The organism is Nesterenkonia aethiopica, from assembly GCF_039534665.1.
Lineage (GTDB): Bacteria > Actinomycetota > Actinomycetes > Actinomycetales > Micrococcaceae > Nesterenkonia > Nesterenkonia aethiopica.
The window spans coordinates 20,342-37,296 of the sequence record NZ_BAAAVT010000016.1 but is presented as its reverse complement, the minus strand read 5'-3'; the positions used below and the strand labels follow the sequence as shown (position 1 = coordinate 37,296).

The 16,955-nt window shown below is 70.7% G+C and carries 15 protein-coding genes and 1 pseudogene; 4 read left to right on the top strand and 12 right to left on the bottom strand.

Going from position 1 to position 16,955, the window contains the following annotated elements; genetic code table 11:
• Nucleotides 1–9: 9 nt before the first annotated feature.
• The 3 genes from ABD658_RS12130 to ABD658_RS12120 form a co-directional block, all read right to left on the bottom strand.
• Entirely contained in the window at nucleotides 10–891 is an 882-nt protein-coding gene (locus tag ABD658_RS12130) for a copper resistance CopC family protein (RefSeq protein ID WP_344680561.1), read from the bottom strand.
• Nucleotides 892–1,088: 197 nt separating this feature from the next.
• Nucleotides 1,089–1,751, bottom strand: a complete 663-nt coding sequence (locus tag ABD658_RS12125) for a hypothetical protein (protein WP_344680563.1) — start codon at nucleotides 1,749–1,751, stop codon at nucleotides 1,089–1,091.
• 196 nt (nucleotides 1,752–1,947) lie between these two features.
• Nucleotides 1,948–2,232, bottom strand: coding sequence for an HU family DNA-binding protein (locus ABD658_RS12120; RefSeq protein ID WP_070158322.1), 285 nt, complete (start codon nucleotides 2,230–2,232; stop codon nucleotides 1,948–1,950).
• 521 nt (nucleotides 2,233–2,753) lie between these two features.
• On the opposite strand from ABD658_RS12120, the gene ABD658_RS12115 reads away from it, so the two are divergent.
• From ABD658_RS12115 to ABD658_RS12105, 3 genes are all read left to right on the top strand, one after another.
• Entirely contained in the window at nucleotides 2,754–6,203 is a 3,450-nt protein-coding gene (locus tag ABD658_RS12115; protein WP_344680567.1) for a pyruvate carboxylase, read from the top strand.
• A 102-nt stretch (nucleotides 6,204–6,305) separates the two neighbouring features.
• Entirely contained in the window at nucleotides 6,306–6,818 is a 513-nt protein-coding gene (locus tag ABD658_RS12110; protein WP_344680569.1) for an ASCH domain-containing protein, read from the top strand.
• 16 nt (nucleotides 6,819–6,834) lie between these two features.
• Nucleotides 6,835–7,437 (top strand): NUDIX domain-containing protein, encoded by a 603-nt coding sequence (locus ABD658_RS12105; protein ID WP_344680571.1) that lies wholly within the window; start codon nucleotides 6,835–6,837, stop codon nucleotides 7,435–7,437.
• A gap of 24 nt (nucleotides 7,438–7,461) precedes the next feature.
• Here the strand turns inward: ABD658_RS12105 and ABD658_RS12100 are convergent, their stop codons facing one another.
• From ABD658_RS12100 to ABD658_RS12070, 8 genes and pseudogenes are all read right to left on the bottom strand, one after another.
• Nucleotides 7,462–8,193: a cupin domain-containing protein gene (locus tag ABD658_RS12100; RefSeq protein ID WP_344680573.1), complete on the bottom strand. Its 732-nt coding sequence runs from the start codon at nucleotides 8,191–8,193 to the stop codon at nucleotides 7,462–7,464.
• Between the two features lie 31 nt (nucleotides 8,194–8,224).
• A pseudogene (locus tag ABD658_RS15355) lies at nucleotides 8,225–8,569 on the bottom strand (type I phosphomannose isomerase catalytic subunit); the annotation flags it as partial.
• On the bottom strand, nucleotides 8,526–9,512 hold the full coding sequence (locus ABD658_RS12095; RefSeq protein WP_344680575.1) for an N-acetylglucosamine kinase: 987 nt from the start codon (nucleotides 9,510–9,512) through the stop codon (nucleotides 8,526–8,528). The gene ABD658_RS12095 and the pseudogene ABD658_RS15355, both read right to left, overlap by 44 nt.
• Nucleotides 9,513–9,951: 439 nt before the next feature.
• Complete coding sequence (rpsN, locus tag ABD658_RS12090; protein ID WP_070158325.1) at nucleotides 9,952–10,257, bottom strand: 30S ribosomal protein S14; 306 nt, start codon at nucleotides 10,255–10,257, stop codon at nucleotides 9,952–9,954.
• Between the two features lie 2 nt (nucleotides 10,258–10,259).
• The gene (gene rpmG / locus ABD658_RS12085) at nucleotides 10,260–10,427 is read right to left on the bottom strand and encodes a 50S ribosomal protein L33 (protein WP_022872124.1); all 168 of its coding nucleotides are present in this window, start codon (nucleotides 10,425–10,427) and stop codon (nucleotides 10,260–10,262) included.
• A complete protein-coding gene (gene rpmB / locus ABD658_RS12080; RefSeq protein ID WP_070158326.1) occupies nucleotides 10,427–10,663 on the bottom strand; it encodes a 50S ribosomal protein L28 in 237 nt (78 codons plus the stop codon). Before rpmB ends, rpmG begins: the two co-directional genes overlap by 1 nt.
• Before the next feature lie 447 nt (nucleotides 10,664–11,110).
• Nucleotides 11,111–12,334 (bottom strand): acetyl-CoA C-acetyltransferase, encoded by a 1,224-nt coding sequence (locus ABD658_RS12075; protein WP_344680580.1) that lies wholly within the window; start codon nucleotides 12,332–12,334, stop codon nucleotides 11,111–11,113.
• 30 nt (nucleotides 12,335–12,364) lie between these two features.
• Nucleotides 12,365–13,291, bottom strand: a complete 927-nt coding sequence (locus tag ABD658_RS12070) for a LysR family transcriptional regulator (protein ID WP_344680582.1) — start codon at nucleotides 13,289–13,291, stop codon at nucleotides 12,365–12,367.
• Between the two features lie 82 nt (nucleotides 13,292–13,373).
• Between ABD658_RS12070 and ABD658_RS12065 the strand changes: the two genes are divergently transcribed.
• Nucleotides 13,374–14,315: a DMT family transporter gene (locus ABD658_RS12065; protein ID WP_344680584.1), complete on the top strand. Its 942-nt coding sequence runs from the start codon at nucleotides 13,374–13,376 to the stop codon at nucleotides 14,313–14,315.
• Nucleotides 14,316–14,336: 21 nt separating this feature from the next.
• Here ABD658_RS12065 and ABD658_RS12060 read toward each other — a convergent pair whose 3' ends face one another.
• Nucleotides 14,337–16,823: an AAA family ATPase gene (locus ABD658_RS12060; RefSeq protein WP_344680586.1), complete on the bottom strand. Its 2,487-nt coding sequence runs from the start codon at nucleotides 16,821–16,823 to the stop codon at nucleotides 14,337–14,339.
• Between the last annotated feature and the right edge of the window lie 132 nt (nucleotides 16,824–16,955).

Below are 16,955 nucleotides of genomic sequence, written 5' to 3'. Positions count from 1 at the left end.
GGGGGTCCCTCACTCTCGTGTGTCGTCGCGAGGACGGTCATCGCCCTCGTCCGACCGGTCGTCTCCAGGCTGCTCACCGGCGGCCCCGGCAGCGCCGGAGGTGTCGCGCGGCTGGCGCGGCGCCTTCTTCCAGTCCTCCACCTGGGTCATCTTGCGGCGCATGAGCACCACAGCCAGGATCACGACCAGCACACCGCCGAGCGCGAACAGCACCGCGGCCCAGGCGGGGAACTGCCCCTCAGCCGTGGCCGGGTCCTCCTGCGAGGCGGCGTCGGTGTCCACCGAGCCAGTCTCGCCGGCGTCTGCCTCTGCGTCTGCCTCTGCGTCTGCCTCTGCGGCATCAGTCTCCGCGGCATCTGCTTCGGCGGCATCGTCGTCGGTCGTGCCGTCGCCTGCCTCGTCCTCAGCGGCGTCAGTCTCAGCGGCGTCGGCCTCTGCAGCGTCAGTCTCTGCGGCGCCCTCCGGCAGGTCGACTTCGAAGCTGAAGCTGCCTTCCTCGTCATGCCCGTCGGAGTAGACGACCCGGTAGAGGACCTCGTACTCGCCGTCGGCCAGCTCGCCGTCGAGCTCGGTGCTCATCGACGGACCGTCGACGACGGTCTCGGTCTCCCAGCTCTCGCCGTCGCCGTCGGTCACGCGGATCTCGTTGGTGATGTTCTCGCCCTCGGTGAGGCCGTCTCCGGTGAATTCCAGGACGATCTCCTCGGGGCTCTCGGTGAGCACCTCGTCCGCCTCCGGGGTGGAGGAGATCAGCTCGTCATGGGCCCAGGCGGGGGTGGCTGTCATCGCGGCGAGCCCCAGTGCCGCGACGGCGGCGGGGGCCAGCAGCCGCGGCGCGCGGCCTGCTCGAGTGCCCCCGGCCGTGATGTCAACGGTGGTGGAAGTGGTCATGGTGTCCTTCTCTGCGTCTGTGCGGGGTGGACGTGGCGTCCGGAGCCGGCGTGAGGGTCCGGGGACGTCCTGTGGGCAGTCCGGCCGCGTCTGCGTGCTCACCGCCTCGGAACTGAGGTGGTCCCTCCAGGTCGGAGGGTCTGACGGGGCGGCCGTCGGGCGCTGCGGCCCTGACCTCGACGTCGTCGTCGACGACGTCAGGCCGTTGCCGGTGGCCCCCGCAGGGTGCGCGGACCCCTGCCGGCCCACAGATCCTCCAGCGTGCGCACCACCCGCGGCGGGATCGGACGCGCCCGGCGAACCCCGAAGAGCGCCTCCCGGGGCGTCATGAGCAGACGGACCGGGCCCAGCGCGAGCAGATCCGCGAAGGCCCTCAGCAGGGTCTCGCCGCGGTGGAGCAGGGCGATGGTCAGCGCGGCCGCGCCCAGGTGGGCCCCCAGCATCCCCACATCCAGGGTTCCGCCCGAGGACACCACGAGCAGTGTCTGCTCCGGTCCTGGCGCGGCGATCCCCGGCGTGCCCGGCAGCATCGCTGCCTCACCGTGACCACCATGGCCGCTGTGCGGGCTGACGCTGGCGAGCCTCCCGGCGGCCGAAGCCGGCAGGGCGGAGAAGAGCGCGTGCAGCACCGCCTGGGAGACCAGCACGGAGACGGTCAGCCGTGCCCGCCCGAGCCGCGCCCCGGCCAGCGCGGTGCACAGCGGCAGGCTCACCGCCAGGGCGAGGACCACCACCAGCGCATGCGGACCCTGATGACCGGCGGCGAAGTGGGCGGCGGCGGCGCTGCCGACGGCCGCACCAGAGGCCAGGGTGCCGCGGGCCAGGCGTCGCGGACCGCTGAGCCGCGGAGCTGCCGCCATGGTCCACCTCCCTGTCCGGGTCCTTCCGGTCGGATCGACCGTGCCAGCCATAATTCTACGCGCCGTAGAAATCAACGGAGCAGGTATGACGGCGCGGGTCCTGCCCCGGCACGAGGCCTCCGGAGACGACGTCGGCCCCCGCCCGCCGAGAGGCGGGTCGAGGGCCGACGTCGCAGGCCTGTGAGGCTGTGGCTGCTCACTTGCCAGAAGCGGCGGCCTTCAGCTTGGAGCCGGCGGTCAGCTTGACCGAGAAGCCCTCGGGGATCTCGATGGTCTCGCCGGTCTGCGGGTTGCGACCGGTGCGAGCGGCGCGCTTGGTGCGCTCCACAGCCAGCCAGCCGGGGATGGTCACCTTCTCGCCAGCGGAGACCTGGGAGGTGAAGACCTCGAAGACCGCGTCCAGCACGCCGTTGACGGCGGCCTGGGAGTTGCCGGACTTCTCTGCGACGGCTGCGACGAGCTCGCTGCGGTTCATAGCCATAGTGTGTCCTCCTGGACTGGTTCGGCGTCAGTCCCCGTTGCCGGGGCTTTCAGAACGGCAACCTACCACGCCGTCACGCCCAGAACCGCATGATTCCGGGCGATTCACAGTGATTTTCCAGGCTCACGGCCCCCTGTGCAGGTCGAGTCCACCCGGGTCCGGACATCTGACGACACCTCCTGCGACCTGTCGAGCAGTCGCTCCGGCGACGGCCACGAGACCTGGTGACCGCCTCAACGCCCCCGCCCGCACCCGCTGTGGCCCGGCCGGAGGGGCGACCACCTATCATTATGTGACGCGCCCCACGTGGCGTGCGTCGCTGTGGCCGGTATTCTGTGCTCACTGCGCTGTACCCCTGGCTGTGGAGCCGAGGGTCCCGCGCGCACCCAGCAGTTCCGGACCGGGCAGCGTCGCCCGATGCGGAGGGCGCGCACACCAGGGACTCCGGCGCGCCCGTCCGCAGAGCTTCTGCCAGGCCGCACAATGGCGTGTGGCCGCAACTGAGAGGAACGCGACAACGGATGTTCTCCAAGATTCTGGTGGCCAACCGCGGTGAGATCGCCATCCGCGCCCTGCGCGCGGCCAACGAGCTCGGCGCCGGCACGGTCGCCGTCTACCCGCATGAGGACCGCAACTCCTTCCACCGACAGAAGGCCGACGAGGCCTACCGCATCGGCGAGGAGGGACACCCCGTCCGCGCCTACCTCGACGTCGAGGAGATCGTGCGGGTGGCCCGCGAGTCCGGCGCCGACGCCATCTACCCCGGCTACGGCTTCCTGTCCGAGAATCCCCACCTCGCCCGCGCCGCTGAGGAGGCCGGCATCGCCTTCGTCGGCCCGCCTGCCGACGTCCTGGAGTCCACGGGGGACAAGATCCGTGCCCTGCGTGCCGCCCGCGCGGCCGGGGTGCCGGTCCTGGAGAGCTCCGACCCCTCTGACGACCCCGAGGGGCTCATCGCCCAGGCTGAGAAGATCGGCTTCCCCATCTTCGTGAAGGCCGTCGCCGGCGGCGGTGGCCGGGGCATGCGCCGGGTGGAGACCCGCGAGGAGCTGCCCGACGCCCTGGGCGCGGCCATGCGCGAGGCCGAGACCGCCTTCGGCAATGCCACCGTCTTCCTGGAGCAGGCCGTGGTGCGGCCCCGCCACGTGGAGGTGCAGATCCTCGCCGACGGTGAGGGCAATGTGGTCCACCTGTTCGAACGGGACTGCTCCATCCAACGCCGCCACCAGAAGGTGGTGGAGATCGCTCCGGCCCCCGAGCTCGACGATGAGATCCGGCAGGCGCTGTTCCGCGACGCCGTCGCCTTCGCGAAGGCCATGGGCTACCGCAACGCCGGCACCGTGGAGTTCCTGGTGGACACCGCCGGCGAGCGCGCGGGCCAGCACGTGTTCATCGAAATGAACCCGCGCATCCAGGTGGAGCACACCGTCACCGAGGAGATCACCGACGTCGACCTCGTCACCGCGCAGCTGCGCATCGCCGCCGGGGAGACCCTGGAGGACCTGGGCATTCGGCAGGAGGACCTGCGGGTGCGCGGCTCCGCGATGCAGTGCCGCATCACCACCGAGGACCCGGCCAACGACTTCCGCCCGGACATCGGCACCGTGACCGTCTACCGCTCGGCCGGCGGCTCCGGCATCCGGCTCGACGGCGGCACCGTCTACACCGGCGCCGAGATCAGCCCACACTTCGACTCGATGCTGGTCAAGCTGACCAGCCGGGGGCGGGACCGGCTGACCGCGATCCGCCGGGCCCGCCGCGCACTGGCCGAATTCCGCATCCGCGGCGTGGCCACGAACATCCCGTTCCTGAAGAACGTGCTCGACGACGAGCAGTTCCTCGCCGGGGACCTGGCCACCGACTTCATCGACAAGCGCCCCGAGCTCGCCAAGGTCAACCGCTCCAAGGACCGCGGCACCAAGGTGCTGCAGTACCTGGCCGACACCACCGTCAACCAGCCGCACGGACCGCGGGTGGACGGCATCGACCCGCGTGACAAGCTGCCCCGCTTCCCCGGGGACAAGCGGGACGAGCCCGACCGCAGCCCCTTCGACGGGCCGTCGTCGCACCCCCGGCCCGCCGGATGGCGGGACGTCCTGCTCGAGCAGGGCCCCGAGGGCTTCGCCCAGGCCCTGCGTGACCAGACCGCTCTGGCCGTCACCGACACCACCTTCCGGGATGCCCACCAGTCCCTGCTGGCCACCCGGGTGCGCACCCGGGATCTGCTGGCCGCCGCTCCGGCGCTGTCCCATGTGGTGCCCGGGCTGTTCTCGGTCGAGGCCTGGGGCGGGGCCACCTACGACGTCGCCCTGCGCTTCCTCTCCGAGGACCCGTGGCGCCGACTGGCGCTGCTGCGGGCGGAGATGCCCAACATCCCCATCCAGATGCTGCTGCGCGGCCGCAACACGGTCGGGTACACCCCCTACCCGTTGGAGGTCACCGACGCGTTCGTCGCCGAGGCCGCCGAGACCGGGGTGGACATCTTCCGGATCTTCGACGCCCTCAACGACGTCGACCAGATCGCCCCGGCCATCGCCGCGGTGCGCAAGACCGGCACCGCCGTGGCCGAGGCCGCCCTGTGCTACACCGGCGACCTCTCCGACCCGGCCGAGGATCTCTACACGCTGGACTACTACCTGGGTCTGGCCCAGCGCATGGTGGACGCCGGGGCGCACATCCTGGCCATCAAGGACATGGCCGGGCTGCTCCGGCCGGCCGCTGCCCGCACCCTGGTCACGGCGCTGCGGGAACGCTTCGACGTGCCGGTGCACCTGCACACCCATGACACCGCCGGCGGCCAGCTGGCCACCCTGCTGGCCGCCGCGGAGGCCGGGGTCGACGCCGTCGACGTCGCCACCTCCTCCATGGCCGCCACCACCTCCCAGCCGCCGGCCTCCGCGCTGGTGGCCGCGCTGGAGCACACCGAGCGCGACACCGGCCTGGGGCTGGAGGCCGTGGCCTCGCTGGAGCCCTACTGGGAGGCGGTGCGAGCCATCTACAAGCCCTTCGAGTCCGGGCTGCCCAGTCCCACGGGACGCGTCTACCGCCACGAGATCCCCGGCGGCCAGCTCTCGAACCTGCGCCAGCAGGCCATCGCCCTGGGCCTGGGTGAGCGCTTCGAGGACATCGAGGACATGTACCACGCCGCAGACCAGATGCTGGGCCGCCTGGTGAAGGTGACGCCCTCGTCGAAGGTGGTCGGTGACCTGGCGCTGCAGCTGGTGGGCATGGGGGTGGATCCCGCTGAGTTCGAGGCGGCGCCGCAGAGCTTCGACCTGCCAGACTCGGTCATCCAGTTCCTGGCCGGACAGCTGGGCGACCCGCCCGGCGGCTGGCCCGAGCCGTTCCGCTCCAAGGCGCTGGAAGGCCGCACCGTCCGTCCGCTGGACGAGGATCTCACCGAGGAGGACCGGGCCGGGCTGGCCGGGGACTCCGCGACCCGCCAGGCCACGCTGAACCGGCTGCTGTTCCCGGGCCCGACCCGGGACTACGAGGCCGCCCGCGACGCCTACGGGGACGTGATGGTCCTGCACACCCGGGACTTCCTCTACGGGCTGCGCCGCGGCGAGGAGCACACCATCTCCCTGGGCAAGGGCGTCCGGCTGCTGGTGACCCTGCAGTCCGTCTCCGAGCCGGACGAGAAGGGCCTGCGCACCGTGATCTGCGCGCTCAACGGCCAGCCCCGGCCCCTGGTGGTCCGCGACGAGTCCGTGGAGGCCACCGTGCACACTGCGGAGAAGGCCGACGCCGCCGTCCCCGGTCAGGTCGCCGCGCCCTTCGCCGGGGCCGTCTCCCTGCTCGTGGAGGAGGGCCAGACCGTGGAGCCGGGACAGAACATCGCCACCATCGAGGCGATGAAGATGGAGGCCGCGATCACCACCCCGGTGGGCGGCACCGTGGCCCGCACCGTGCTCAACGGCGTGCAGCAGGTCGACGGCGGCGACCTCCTGGTGGTGGTCGAGCCGGCCTGAGGGCCGCCATTGACATCGAGTGGGGGATTCTTCGAGGTCCCCGGTCGGATCCCGACAGTTGACCTCGAAGAATCCCCCACTCAGTGGTATTGAATGGTGACCATGCCCCAACCACGGAGCCGACGTCCGCTCGCCGCCCCTGACCACGAGGCCGCCCGCACCCTCTGGGAGCAGTACGCGCAGGCTCGCCCGGCGGCCGCGTCTGCGAGCTCCGACTACCTGGTCGACCAGTTCGGCGACCATGCCGAGCTGGCCGACGAGCTGCTGGACCTGGTGCGCGCGGGGTACAAGACCGCCACCGCCAGTCTGCTGTCCGAATACGTCTGGGAGGGTGAGGCCCCACCCGGGATCGGCGCCCACACGGTGTTCTGCGACGGCGACGGCGCCCCTCGGGTGATCGTACGGACCACCGGCCTCGCGCTGGCCGGTTTCACCGACGTCGACGCCGACCACGCCTGGGCGGAGGGTGAGGGCGACCGCAGCCTGGCGCATTGGCGCACTGAGCATCGACTCTTCTGGGAGCGCGTCTGCGCGGCCGCCGGTCGCAGCTTCACCCCCGACATGGAGGTGCTCATGGAGCGCTTCGAGGTCGTCTGGTCCGATGCCGAGGGGTGAGGATACTCTGGCAGGCATGCCGACCGGATCCACGCCAGCGACGACGCCCGCCTCTGCCCGCACCCTCTCCCCCATCGCCGCGGGGTTCCTGGAGGACCTGCGCGGCTGGACACCGGTCTCGACGGCACAGCGCCGTCTCCAGCAGGATTACGTGGACCTGGGGGCGCAGGGAGACGAGGCCTTCCGCCGTCGGCCGCGGCCCGAGCACCTCACCGCCAGCTGCTTCATCTTCGACGACACGCTCACCCAGGTGCTGCTGTGCTTCCACGGCAAGGGCCGGTTCTGGGTGCAGCTGGGCGGCCACATCGAGGACGCCGACGACTCCGTGCCGGAGGCCGCCTTCCGGGAAGCCGCCGAGGAGAGCGGCCTGACCACCCTGCGGCCCCTGCGCCGCACACCGGTGGACCTCAATGTGCACCCGCTGGGCTCCGGATTCTCCCACTGCACCGCCCACTGGGACGTCGGCTATGCGGCGATCGCCCCACGGGACGCGCGCATCGTGGTCAGCGAGGAGAGCGAGGACGTCGCCTGGTGGCCGGTGGACCGGCTTCCGACCGACGCCGCCGACGAGTTCGACGTCCGTCTGCACACCGTGCTCACCGAGCTCGGCGCGAGCTGAGGGCCGGCACGTGCGCTCGCCGGCTCAGCCGCGCGGCTTCGCGAGGAAAGCACGCCCGACACCGCGGAGCCGCAGACGGCCGGGGTCAGTATGGAGCAGCTGTGCTCCGCGGCCGGCAGCGCAGGGACCGCTCGTCGGCGACGAGACGGTGAACGTCCCGTCGAGGACGATCAGTACGCTGGGTCCCGGAGTCGCGACCTCCGCGGCCCCGGTGATCTCCATCAGCTCGAAGGGTGCCTGCTCCTGTCCATCCGCGCGGTGGGCCAGCAGATGCTCCTCCAAGGGCATGGGAGCGGTGGGGCGGGGCCGCCCCGGCGTGAGGTCTGCGATGCGGAGCAGCTCCGCGACGTCGATGTGTTTGCTGGTCAGTCCGCCGCGCAGCACGTTGTCGCTGGGACCCATGAGCTCCACCCCGATGCCCTGCACATAGGCGTGAAGGACGCCGGCCGGCAGCCACAGCGACTCCCCCGCCCGCAGGGTCAGGTGGTGGAGCATGACAGCGACGGGGATGCCCGGATCCCCGGGGTAAGCGGTCTGCAGGCGACGGATGAGGTCCCACGGGGCGAGCTGCTCGGCGTCGACGGGCTGCCGCGTCTCCTCGGCGGCCAGCAGGGCCGGCACGACGCCGGCGGCCTCCTCCGCGGCGAGCAGCCAGGCGACCACCGCCCCGAGGTGCGTCCGACCCTCGTCGACCTGCCGGAGGTGCGCTCGCCAGCGGCTCAGCGCCTGGAAACCGTCCTCGAGGGCGACGATCATCTCCGGTTTCGGCCGGGGGGTCGCGATAGTTCCGGTGCGCGGCGTCGATCGGGACTCCGGCAGCCTCCTCCCGGGCGAAGCCCACCTCTGCCTCAGCGGCAGAGGGATGAGCCTGCAGTGAGAGCGGCCTGTCGGCGGCCAGCATCTTCAGGAGGAACTGCAGATGAGATCCTGTGCTCTGCTCCCACTCGTGGGCGTCGCTCCATCGAGAGTCATCGAGGATGCGGCTGGGGGCCTTCGGGTGGGCGCCCAGCCACAGCTCTGCTTCCCGAACGTCCCTGCCGGTGCGCCCCAGTCGTAGGTCGTGCAACGGCTGTCGATGCTCAGCAACGTCATTCTTGGCCTTCCTGACGCCGCGCCACGGAGATGAGGGCACGCAACGGGTGGACCTCCGACAGACCTGCCATGAGGGCGGAGCCGTCCACACCGTCGACCTCCGAGTTGAGGAGTTGCGCCCGCGGCACCGTGTCCGCCAGGCAGCCGCGGAATGCGCGGAGAACCGCAGGTGAGGCGAAGACCCCTCCGATGGCTGCCACCTGGGTGGGATCGTCCCCCTGTGGCTCCTCCACGCGACGCAGGGCCGTCCCGGCGGTATGGGCGAGCTCGCGGCCGGCCTGCGCGCAGATCTCAGCGCAGACGGCGTCCGACTCAGCGAGTAGGGACACCTCTGCGGCGAAGGATGCCACCGTCCTCACCCGCTCCGGGTCGTTCTGCAGCTGCACGTAGGCGCTCTCCAGGTCCGGCCATCGTGCAGCGGCCACTTCCCGGAAGGCCGTCCGCGGACCGCGCCCGTCGTGGTCGCGCATCGCCGCGTCCAGCGCAGCTCGGCCGATCCAATAGGCGCTGCCTGCATCGCCCATGATGTTGCCCCAGCCATCGACGCGGGCCACCCGCACCCGCCCCACGCCGAGGGCGACGGTGCCGGTGCCCGCTGCGACGACTGCTCCGCAGGAAGCACCCAGCGCACCGAGGGCGGAGGTCACCGAATCATGCGCCAGGCGAACTTCACGGGCGTCGAGGTCCCCGGGCAGCTCCAACAGCAGGCCGGCAACCGCGTCGGGGCGTGTGAGGCCGGTGACCCCAAGAGCGACGACCGCGTCCTCTCCCAGCTCATTGAGGGCGTGGGCGATGAGGACACGCAGCTGCGGCACCAGCGGGCGGTCAGTCTGCACACCGCCGAGCCGAAATCGCCGCTCGGACCCGAGGGCGTCGCGGATCAGAACCTTGGTGCTGGTCTGTCCCACATCCATGGCGACAAGCGGAGCACCGGGCGCAGCAGCCCGGACCGGCTCGAGAGGACGCCGTCGGCCAGTGGTCATGGGCTCAGCTCCTCACAGTCAGTCTCCGGACAGCGGGAAATCACGTCCGCCAGGGTGATGACATCGTAGGACATTGTGCGTTCCTCAACAAGACGTGAAGCTCCGTGGCATCACAGCACGCGTCACATTCCTGCTCCCAAGGCTGCCTGCATCTCGCGCGTTGACCTGCAGCCGCCCACTCCGCCCTCGTCAGCGAATCATCAGAAGCCTGACCGAGCTGTCACTGTCCCACGTGGCCTCCTCTCGCCATCTCGCCGCTGCAGATCTCATCCATGTCCACAGGACCGGTCAGCCGCTGTGGCCCGCCCAGGCGCTGCTGGTGCACCTCACCGAGGCCTGAGGGCGACCCTGGGCAGACACGACAGGGGCGGGACCACCCGAAGGTGGTCCCGCCCCTGTCAGCGGACCGGATCAGCCGAGGCTGATCACGGGAGAGTCGTCACCAGGACGACTTGGTGATCCCGGGCAGCTCGCCGTTGTGCGCCATGTTGCGGAAGCGGATGCGGGAGATGCCGAACTTCTGGAAGGTGCCGCGCGGACGGCCGTCGATGGAGTCGCGGTTCCGGACTCGGATCGGGCTGGCGTCACGGGGCAGCTTCTGCAGGCCCACGCGGGCGGCCTCGCGCTCCTCGTCAGAGGCGTTCGGGTCCACGAGGGTCTTCTTGAGCTGAGCGCGCTTCTCGGCGTAGCGCTCGACGATGACCTTGCGCTGCTCGTTCTTTGCGATCTTGGACTTCTTGGCCATGATCAGCGCTCCTCTCGGAAGTCGACGTGCTTGCGGACGACCGGGTCGTACTTCTTCAGCACGATGCGGTCGGGGTTGTTACGGCGGTTCTTCCGGGTCACATAGGTGAACCCGGTGCCGGCCGTCGACTTCAGCTTGATGATGGGACGTACGTCCTTGTCCTTGGCCATTAGAGCTTCTCACCCTTCTCAATCAGCTCGGCGACGACGGCGTCGATGCCGCGGGCATCGATGGTCTTGATGCCCTTCACGGACAGGGTCAGCGTGACGTGACGCCCCAGCGAGGGCACCCAGTAACGCTTCTTCTGGATGTTCGGGTCGAACCGCCGCTTGGTGCGGCGGTGCGAGTGGGAGATGCTGTGGCCGAACTGCGGCCCCACTCCGGTTACCTGGCAACGTGCTGCCATGATCACTCCTCCAACATAAGTACGAAAATATCTCCGGGCGGAGCCCGCGAGCACACAGTTCTCCCAGGTCAGACCCAGGATGGCCGTGCAGTCGTTGAGCCGAGTCCCGCCACCAGCTATGACACCGTGACTTACGAGGACGGACCAGGCTGGGTGAGATCCAACCGAAGTGCCTTCACATCGTGGACGAAAGACGGTGGTGCTTGTCTTGTGGTGCGCTGGAATCCAGGCTTCACAATCCACCGGGCTGCTTTCCGGAGCCGAGCCCCGTCCTTCCTCCGGGCGAGGACCTGAGCATCTCGGGTCCTGCACCCCTCGGGCACACGTGAGCACAGCACAGCACGGCTTGCGACTGTCCATAGTAGCTCGCCGACGGCGTCTCGGCAAAGCGAGGCGTGCAGGATCACATCCCCGGCACACCGGCGATCACGGACCGCCGGCCCGACCTCAGCTCAGTCGCTCGAGGACCATCGCCATGCCCTGGCCGCCTCCGACGCACATGGTCTCCAGACCATACTGACCGTCGGTGCTGCGCAGACCGTTGAGCAGGGTAGCGGTGATGCGCGCCCCGGTCATGCCGAAGGGGTGCCCCACGGCGATCGCGCCACCGTGGACGTTGAGCTTCTCCCACGGCACGCCGAGCTCCTTGGCAGAGGGAATGACCTGCGCAGCGAAGGCTTCGTTGATCTCCACCAGGTCGACGTCGTCGATGCTCAGGCCGGCGCGGCCCAGCGCCTGACGACTGGCCTCCACCGGCCCGAGTCCCATGATCTCCGGGGACAGCCCGGTCACCCCGGTGGAGACGATCCGCGCCAGCGGGGTCAGGCCGAGCTCGCGCGCCTTGGCGTCGCTCATGATGACCAGTGCGGCCGCACCGTCGTTGAGCGGGCAGGCGTTGCCGGCTGTGACGGTGCCATCGGGCCGGAACACCGGGTCCAGCCCGGACAGCGCCTCGGCGGTGACACCGGGGCGGGGGCTGTCGTCGGCGTCGACGGTCCCGCCGTCAGGCAGGGCGAGCGGGGTGATCTCGCGGGCGAAGAACCCTTCGGCGATGGCCTTCTCGGCGCGGTTCTGGCTGAGCTGGGCGAACTCGTCCTGCTCGGCGCGGGAGACTCCGGTGTGCTGGGCGACGTTCTCTGCGGTCTGCCCCATGGAGATGTAGGCATCAGGCAGGGCGCCATCCTCGCGGGGGTCGCGCCACGTGGTTCCCCCTTCGGCGGCCTTCGCGGTGCGAGCCGTGGCCTCGGCAAAGCGGGGGTTCTCCAGCTCGGCACCGGGGATCCAGTCCGAGGTGCCCTGGGCAAACCGGCTGACGGCCTCGACGCCGGCAGAGACGAAGACCTCCCCCTCCCCTGCCTTGATGGCATGGAAGGCCATGCGGGTGGTCTGCAGGCTGGAGGAGCAGTACCGGTTGACGGTGGTGCCCGGCAGGTGGTCCATGCCGGCGAGCACGGCGACGATGCGGGCCAGATTGAATCCCTGCTCTCCGCCGGGGAGACCGCAGCCGAGCATGAGGTCGTCGATGTCGCGGGGGTCGAGCTCCGGAACCTGGGCCAGGGCGGCCTGGACCATCTGGGCGGTCATGTCGTCGGCGCGCAGATCCACCAGGGATCCCTTGCGGGCCCTTCCGATGGGTGAGCGGGCCACGGATACGATGACAGCTTCAGGCATGATGTGATCTCCCTCTCAGAACGATAGTGACTACACAGTAACATCGCGGGGAGGCGTCACCCCAGCCGGCCCGGCGAGGCCGCGCAGCACATGGCGCACCGTGCCGACCGCGGGTGACTCGCACAGACTGCCCCGAGTGCGCAGCACGATGGTGCGACGCAGTGCGGTCCCGCCCAGCTCGACGGCGACCACCTGCGCCGGATCCGCCCGCACCGAGGAGAAGCTCAGCCGCGGCATCACGGTGATCCCCACTCCCGCCGCAACGAGGGCCACCGCAGCGCCGTAGTCCTGGGTCTCATACTGGAAGCCGGGCGTGAAGCCCGCCGCCGCACACGCCTCCAGCAGGATCAGCCGGCACGTGCCCAGCGTCAGATCGTTGTCCACCCAGCGCTCGACGGCGAGCTCCTCCAGATCCACCGCCTGCCGCCCCGCGAGCGGATGGCCCCTGGGCACCACCGCCACATAGGGCTCGGTGAGCAGCGCCTCGACGTCGAAGCCCGGCCGGGCCGGCAGGTCACGGTGGGCCACGCAGATCTCGACGTCGACGTCGTCGTCACGCCCCTGCACCGCCTCCCAGAGCCGCAGGTCCAGGCGGAGATCCCGGAACTCGTCGGAGAGCGCCGCGACGACGGACGGGATCCAGGTCACCCCCACCGAAGCGATGTGCGAGATCACCAGAGAACCGGTCCGCCCCTCCCGCAGATCCACCGCAAGGGCCTCCAGCCGAGCGGCCTGCCCGAGCAGGCGATCTGCCTCCTCGGCGAAGCGTCGCGCCACCCCGGTGGGCGCCAGTCCGCGCCCGTTGCGGGTGAAGAGTTCGAGACCGGTGTCCTTCTGCAGGGCCTGCAGCTGCTGGCTCACCGCTGACGGCGTATAGCCGAGGCTCTCTGCGGCCGCGTGGACGGAGCCTGCGGCGAGCACCGCGCGGAAGGTCCGAAGCCGGATCAGATCGATCATTCCTGCATCGTAAAGCCCTGCTGAACGATCATCCAGAGATGTTCGCTTGTGCTGTCGATTCCGGCGCGGAAGGATCATCCCCATGACCCGCCTGATGAATGCACCGACGGCACGCGCCACGGAGTCCCCGACGCACCGGCCATTCGGCACGCTCCGGACCCGGCTGGCAGCCCCGGCCGCCGTCGCCACCACCGTGGTGCTGTGGGCCTCCTCCTTCGTGATCATCCGGTGGGTGGCTCCGGTGTTCTCCCCCGGCCCGCTGGCGCTGATCCGACTGCTGGCCGGCGTCGCCGCGCTCACGGTGCTGGTGATCCTGCTGCGTCGGCACACCCTGAGGATGCCCGGCCCGCGGGCGCTGTTGGTCATCGCTCTCTACGGCGTGCTGTGGTTCGCCGCCTACACCGTGGTCCTCAACCACGCAGGCCATCTTCTCGACGCCGGCACCATGGCGATGGTCGTGAACCTCTCGCCGGTGCTGGTGGCCGCAGGAGCCGGCCTGTTCTTCCGGGAGGGTTGGCCGCGCTCCCTGTTCGCCGGGATGGCCGTGGCTTTGGCGGGCATCGCGGTGATCACCCTGGCCGCCGGGGACGGACGGATCTCCCTGCTGGGAGTGGTGCTGGCACTGGTGGCCGCCGCCGTCTACGCCGTCGCCATGCTGCTGCAGCGGGCCGTACTCCCGGACACGGATCCGCTGACCATCGTCTGGCTGGGCTGCGTGGCGGGCACCCTGGCGGTCCTGCCGTTCGCGGGGCAGACGTGGGCCGAGCTGCAGGACGCACCGGCCGCCGCCGTCGGCGGGGCGGCATTCATGGGAGTCGGCGCCACCGCGCTGGGATTCTGGCTGTGGGCCTTCGCCCAGACCCGGATGCCGACGGGACGTCTGGCCGCCTGCTCCCTCGCAGTGCCCGCCGTGGCGGTGCTGATGTCCGCGGTCGCCCTCGGTGAGGTGCCCACCGTGTTGGCGATCATCGGCGGGACGACCTGCCTGGTCGGCGTGGCGATCGCCCAGCTGGGCCGCCGCTGAGCCCGGCCCGCTCCTGACTGCTCAGCCCACGCCGGCCCAGGTGAAGAACTGCTCGGCGGCCAGCACGGGCTTGCCGTACTCCTGGGCCTTGCGGGCCTTGCCCGACTGGGTCCCCAGCTCGGCCACCACCAGGACGTCGCAGCGCGTCTTGGTGACGGTCGCGACCGGGGCGAGGCCGCAGCGCGAGGCCAGCGCGGTCATCTGGTCGCGGGACCACAGCCGGCCGTCGGCGGAGACCGCCTCCCCGGTGAAGCAGATACGCGTGCCGGGCTGCAGCAGCTCGTCCAGCGCCTCTGGTGACCCCGCCGTCGCGGCGAGCCTCTCGGGAGCCACGAGTTCGCGTCCCAGCAGCCGGCCTGCCCGCTCCAGGCGCCTGGCCACCTCGTCGGTCAGCTGGGCCCGCGAGGCCGCCGCGACGAGCTGGTCTGCCACGGTCTGCCGGGCTGCCGCATGCCAGGAGTCGGCGTCGTCGTCCCCGACGACGGGCTCCTCCCCCAGCAGGACCCCTCCCGCCTGACTGCTGACCTCCAGCAGGGCGCCGAGTCCGGGCATCTCCTCGAAGGAGGGCGAGGGCGCCGCCGGGTCGCGGGTCAGCAGATGGCCGGTGCCCTGCACCGTGTCCTCGGAAGGCTCAAACTCGGTGGCCGTACGGTCCAGCACCTCCGGGTCCTGGGCCTCGGCCTGCCGCACATCCTCCAGCACCGCACGGGCCGCCTCCAGGGCCCGCCGCGGGCCGGCCCGGCCCGACGGCGGTCGCGGCGCCTCCGCCCCGAAAGGCATGGGCTCCACGTGCCCGAGCCGCTTGAGCTCGAAGTCGATCAGCCCCAATGTGCGGTCCACGTCCTCGGCCACCGGGACATGGCCGGCGAGCGCCGGGGAGAGCACCGTCCAGGCCTCGGACAGGGTCGGAGCGAGCAGGACGTCCGCCGTGGCGATCCCGTAGGCGATCCGCGCGTCCCCGAGGTCGCGCTGCGGGTTGACCAGCGTGGACAGGGCCGTGCCGTCCTCGAAGGCGACCGCCAGCTCGACGGGTCGTGGCCGGGACATGCGCCCCTCATCCCCGATGGTGAGCACCGCGAGCGCGCAGCGCGGCCGCCGTCCCTCCGCGGAGGCGCCGCCGCGCAGGAAACGCAGGATCCTCCGGTCGGTCTTCATGTCCTTCGGGAACACGGGCCGGGTGAGCACCAGGCCGGACAGCGAGGTGACCCGGCTCAGCGCCACGTAGAGCTGCCCGTAGGAGAAGGTGCCGCCGGAGAGGTCCACCACCAGGCGGTCGGCCGTCTGCCCCTGGCTCTTGTGCACGGTGATCGCCCAGGCCAGCTTGAAGGGCAGCTGGGTGTAGGTGCCCACCACCAGGTGGGTGAGGGTGCCGCCGTGGACCTCGGGGCGGGTGATGTCCCAGGTGTGCGGACCGACGTCGACCCGGGCTCCATCCCGCAGCACCACACCGACCCGTGGCTCGCCGTCGTCGTCGACCCCCACCTCCACCACATGGCCGAGCGTGCCGTTGACCCAGCGGCCCATGGGGTCGTTGGTGAGGAACATGATCTGCGCGCCGACTGCGAAGACCAGCCGCTCCTCCACGGGCCGGTCGAAGCCGTCCTGCTCGCCGCGCAGCACCGCCCGGCAGGCGTGCTCCGGGCCGGGGAGCCGCTCCAGACGACGTCGATTCCGGGACTCGGCGATCCGGTTGGTGGTGGCCAGGGTCAGCCAGAACTCACCCTCGGGCGGCTCGAACTCCGGGTCCACATGCCGGTTGAGGTCCTCCCTCGCGGCTCCCAGCAGCACACCCTCCCGGATGGAGTTCAGCACCGCGGTGAGGCGGTCATCGCCGAGCTGCCGGAACACGGTGGTCAGTGAGACGGTCGGGAAGTCCTCTGCCCTCCAGCTGTCGGCCGAGAAGAAATAGGGGGTCTCATAGCGGGTCTCGAAGCGGACGCGCTCGGACTCGGTGACCACCGGCGGCAGCTGCAGCAGGTCGCCCACGAGCACCAGCTGGACCCCGCCCAGCCGCTGCCCGGGGCGCGGGCCGAAGCGCTCGAGCGCGGCGACCAGCTGGTCGAAGAGGTCGGCGCGCACCATGGATGCCTCGTCGATGATGAGGGTGTCCAGGGCCTTCAGGGTCCCGGCGAAGCGGCCGGGGTAGTACCGGCCGTGACGGATCTCCTCCAGCGTGATCTGCGGGTGGAAGCCGAAGAGCCGATGGATCGTGTAGCCACCGACGTTCAGTGCGGCGATGCCGGTGGGGGCGGCGACGACGACGGCACGGCCGGAGGGGCCTTCGTCGTCGGTCAGGGCCGTCTCACTCGCCCAATCCTCACTCGCCCAGTCCTCGCCGGGCTGCGTGCTCTGCGCGGCCGACCCCGCCTCGCAGCGCCGCAGGAACTCCCGGATCAGCGTCGACTTGCCGGTGCCCGCCTTGCCGGTGAGGAACATCGACTCCCCGGCCTCGAGGCGCGCGAGGGCGTCGGAGAACTCCTCGGTGAGGACGATGCGCTGGTTCGACATGAGGGCCTTCCGGACGGCAGGAGCTGGCTGGACTGGCTGGTGCTGCAGAGTGCGGTGCGTGCCGCGCTCCGAGCGAGTGTATCGACCCAGCCCTCCCGCAAGATCGTCTCTCTGTGAGAAATCGCCGCTCAA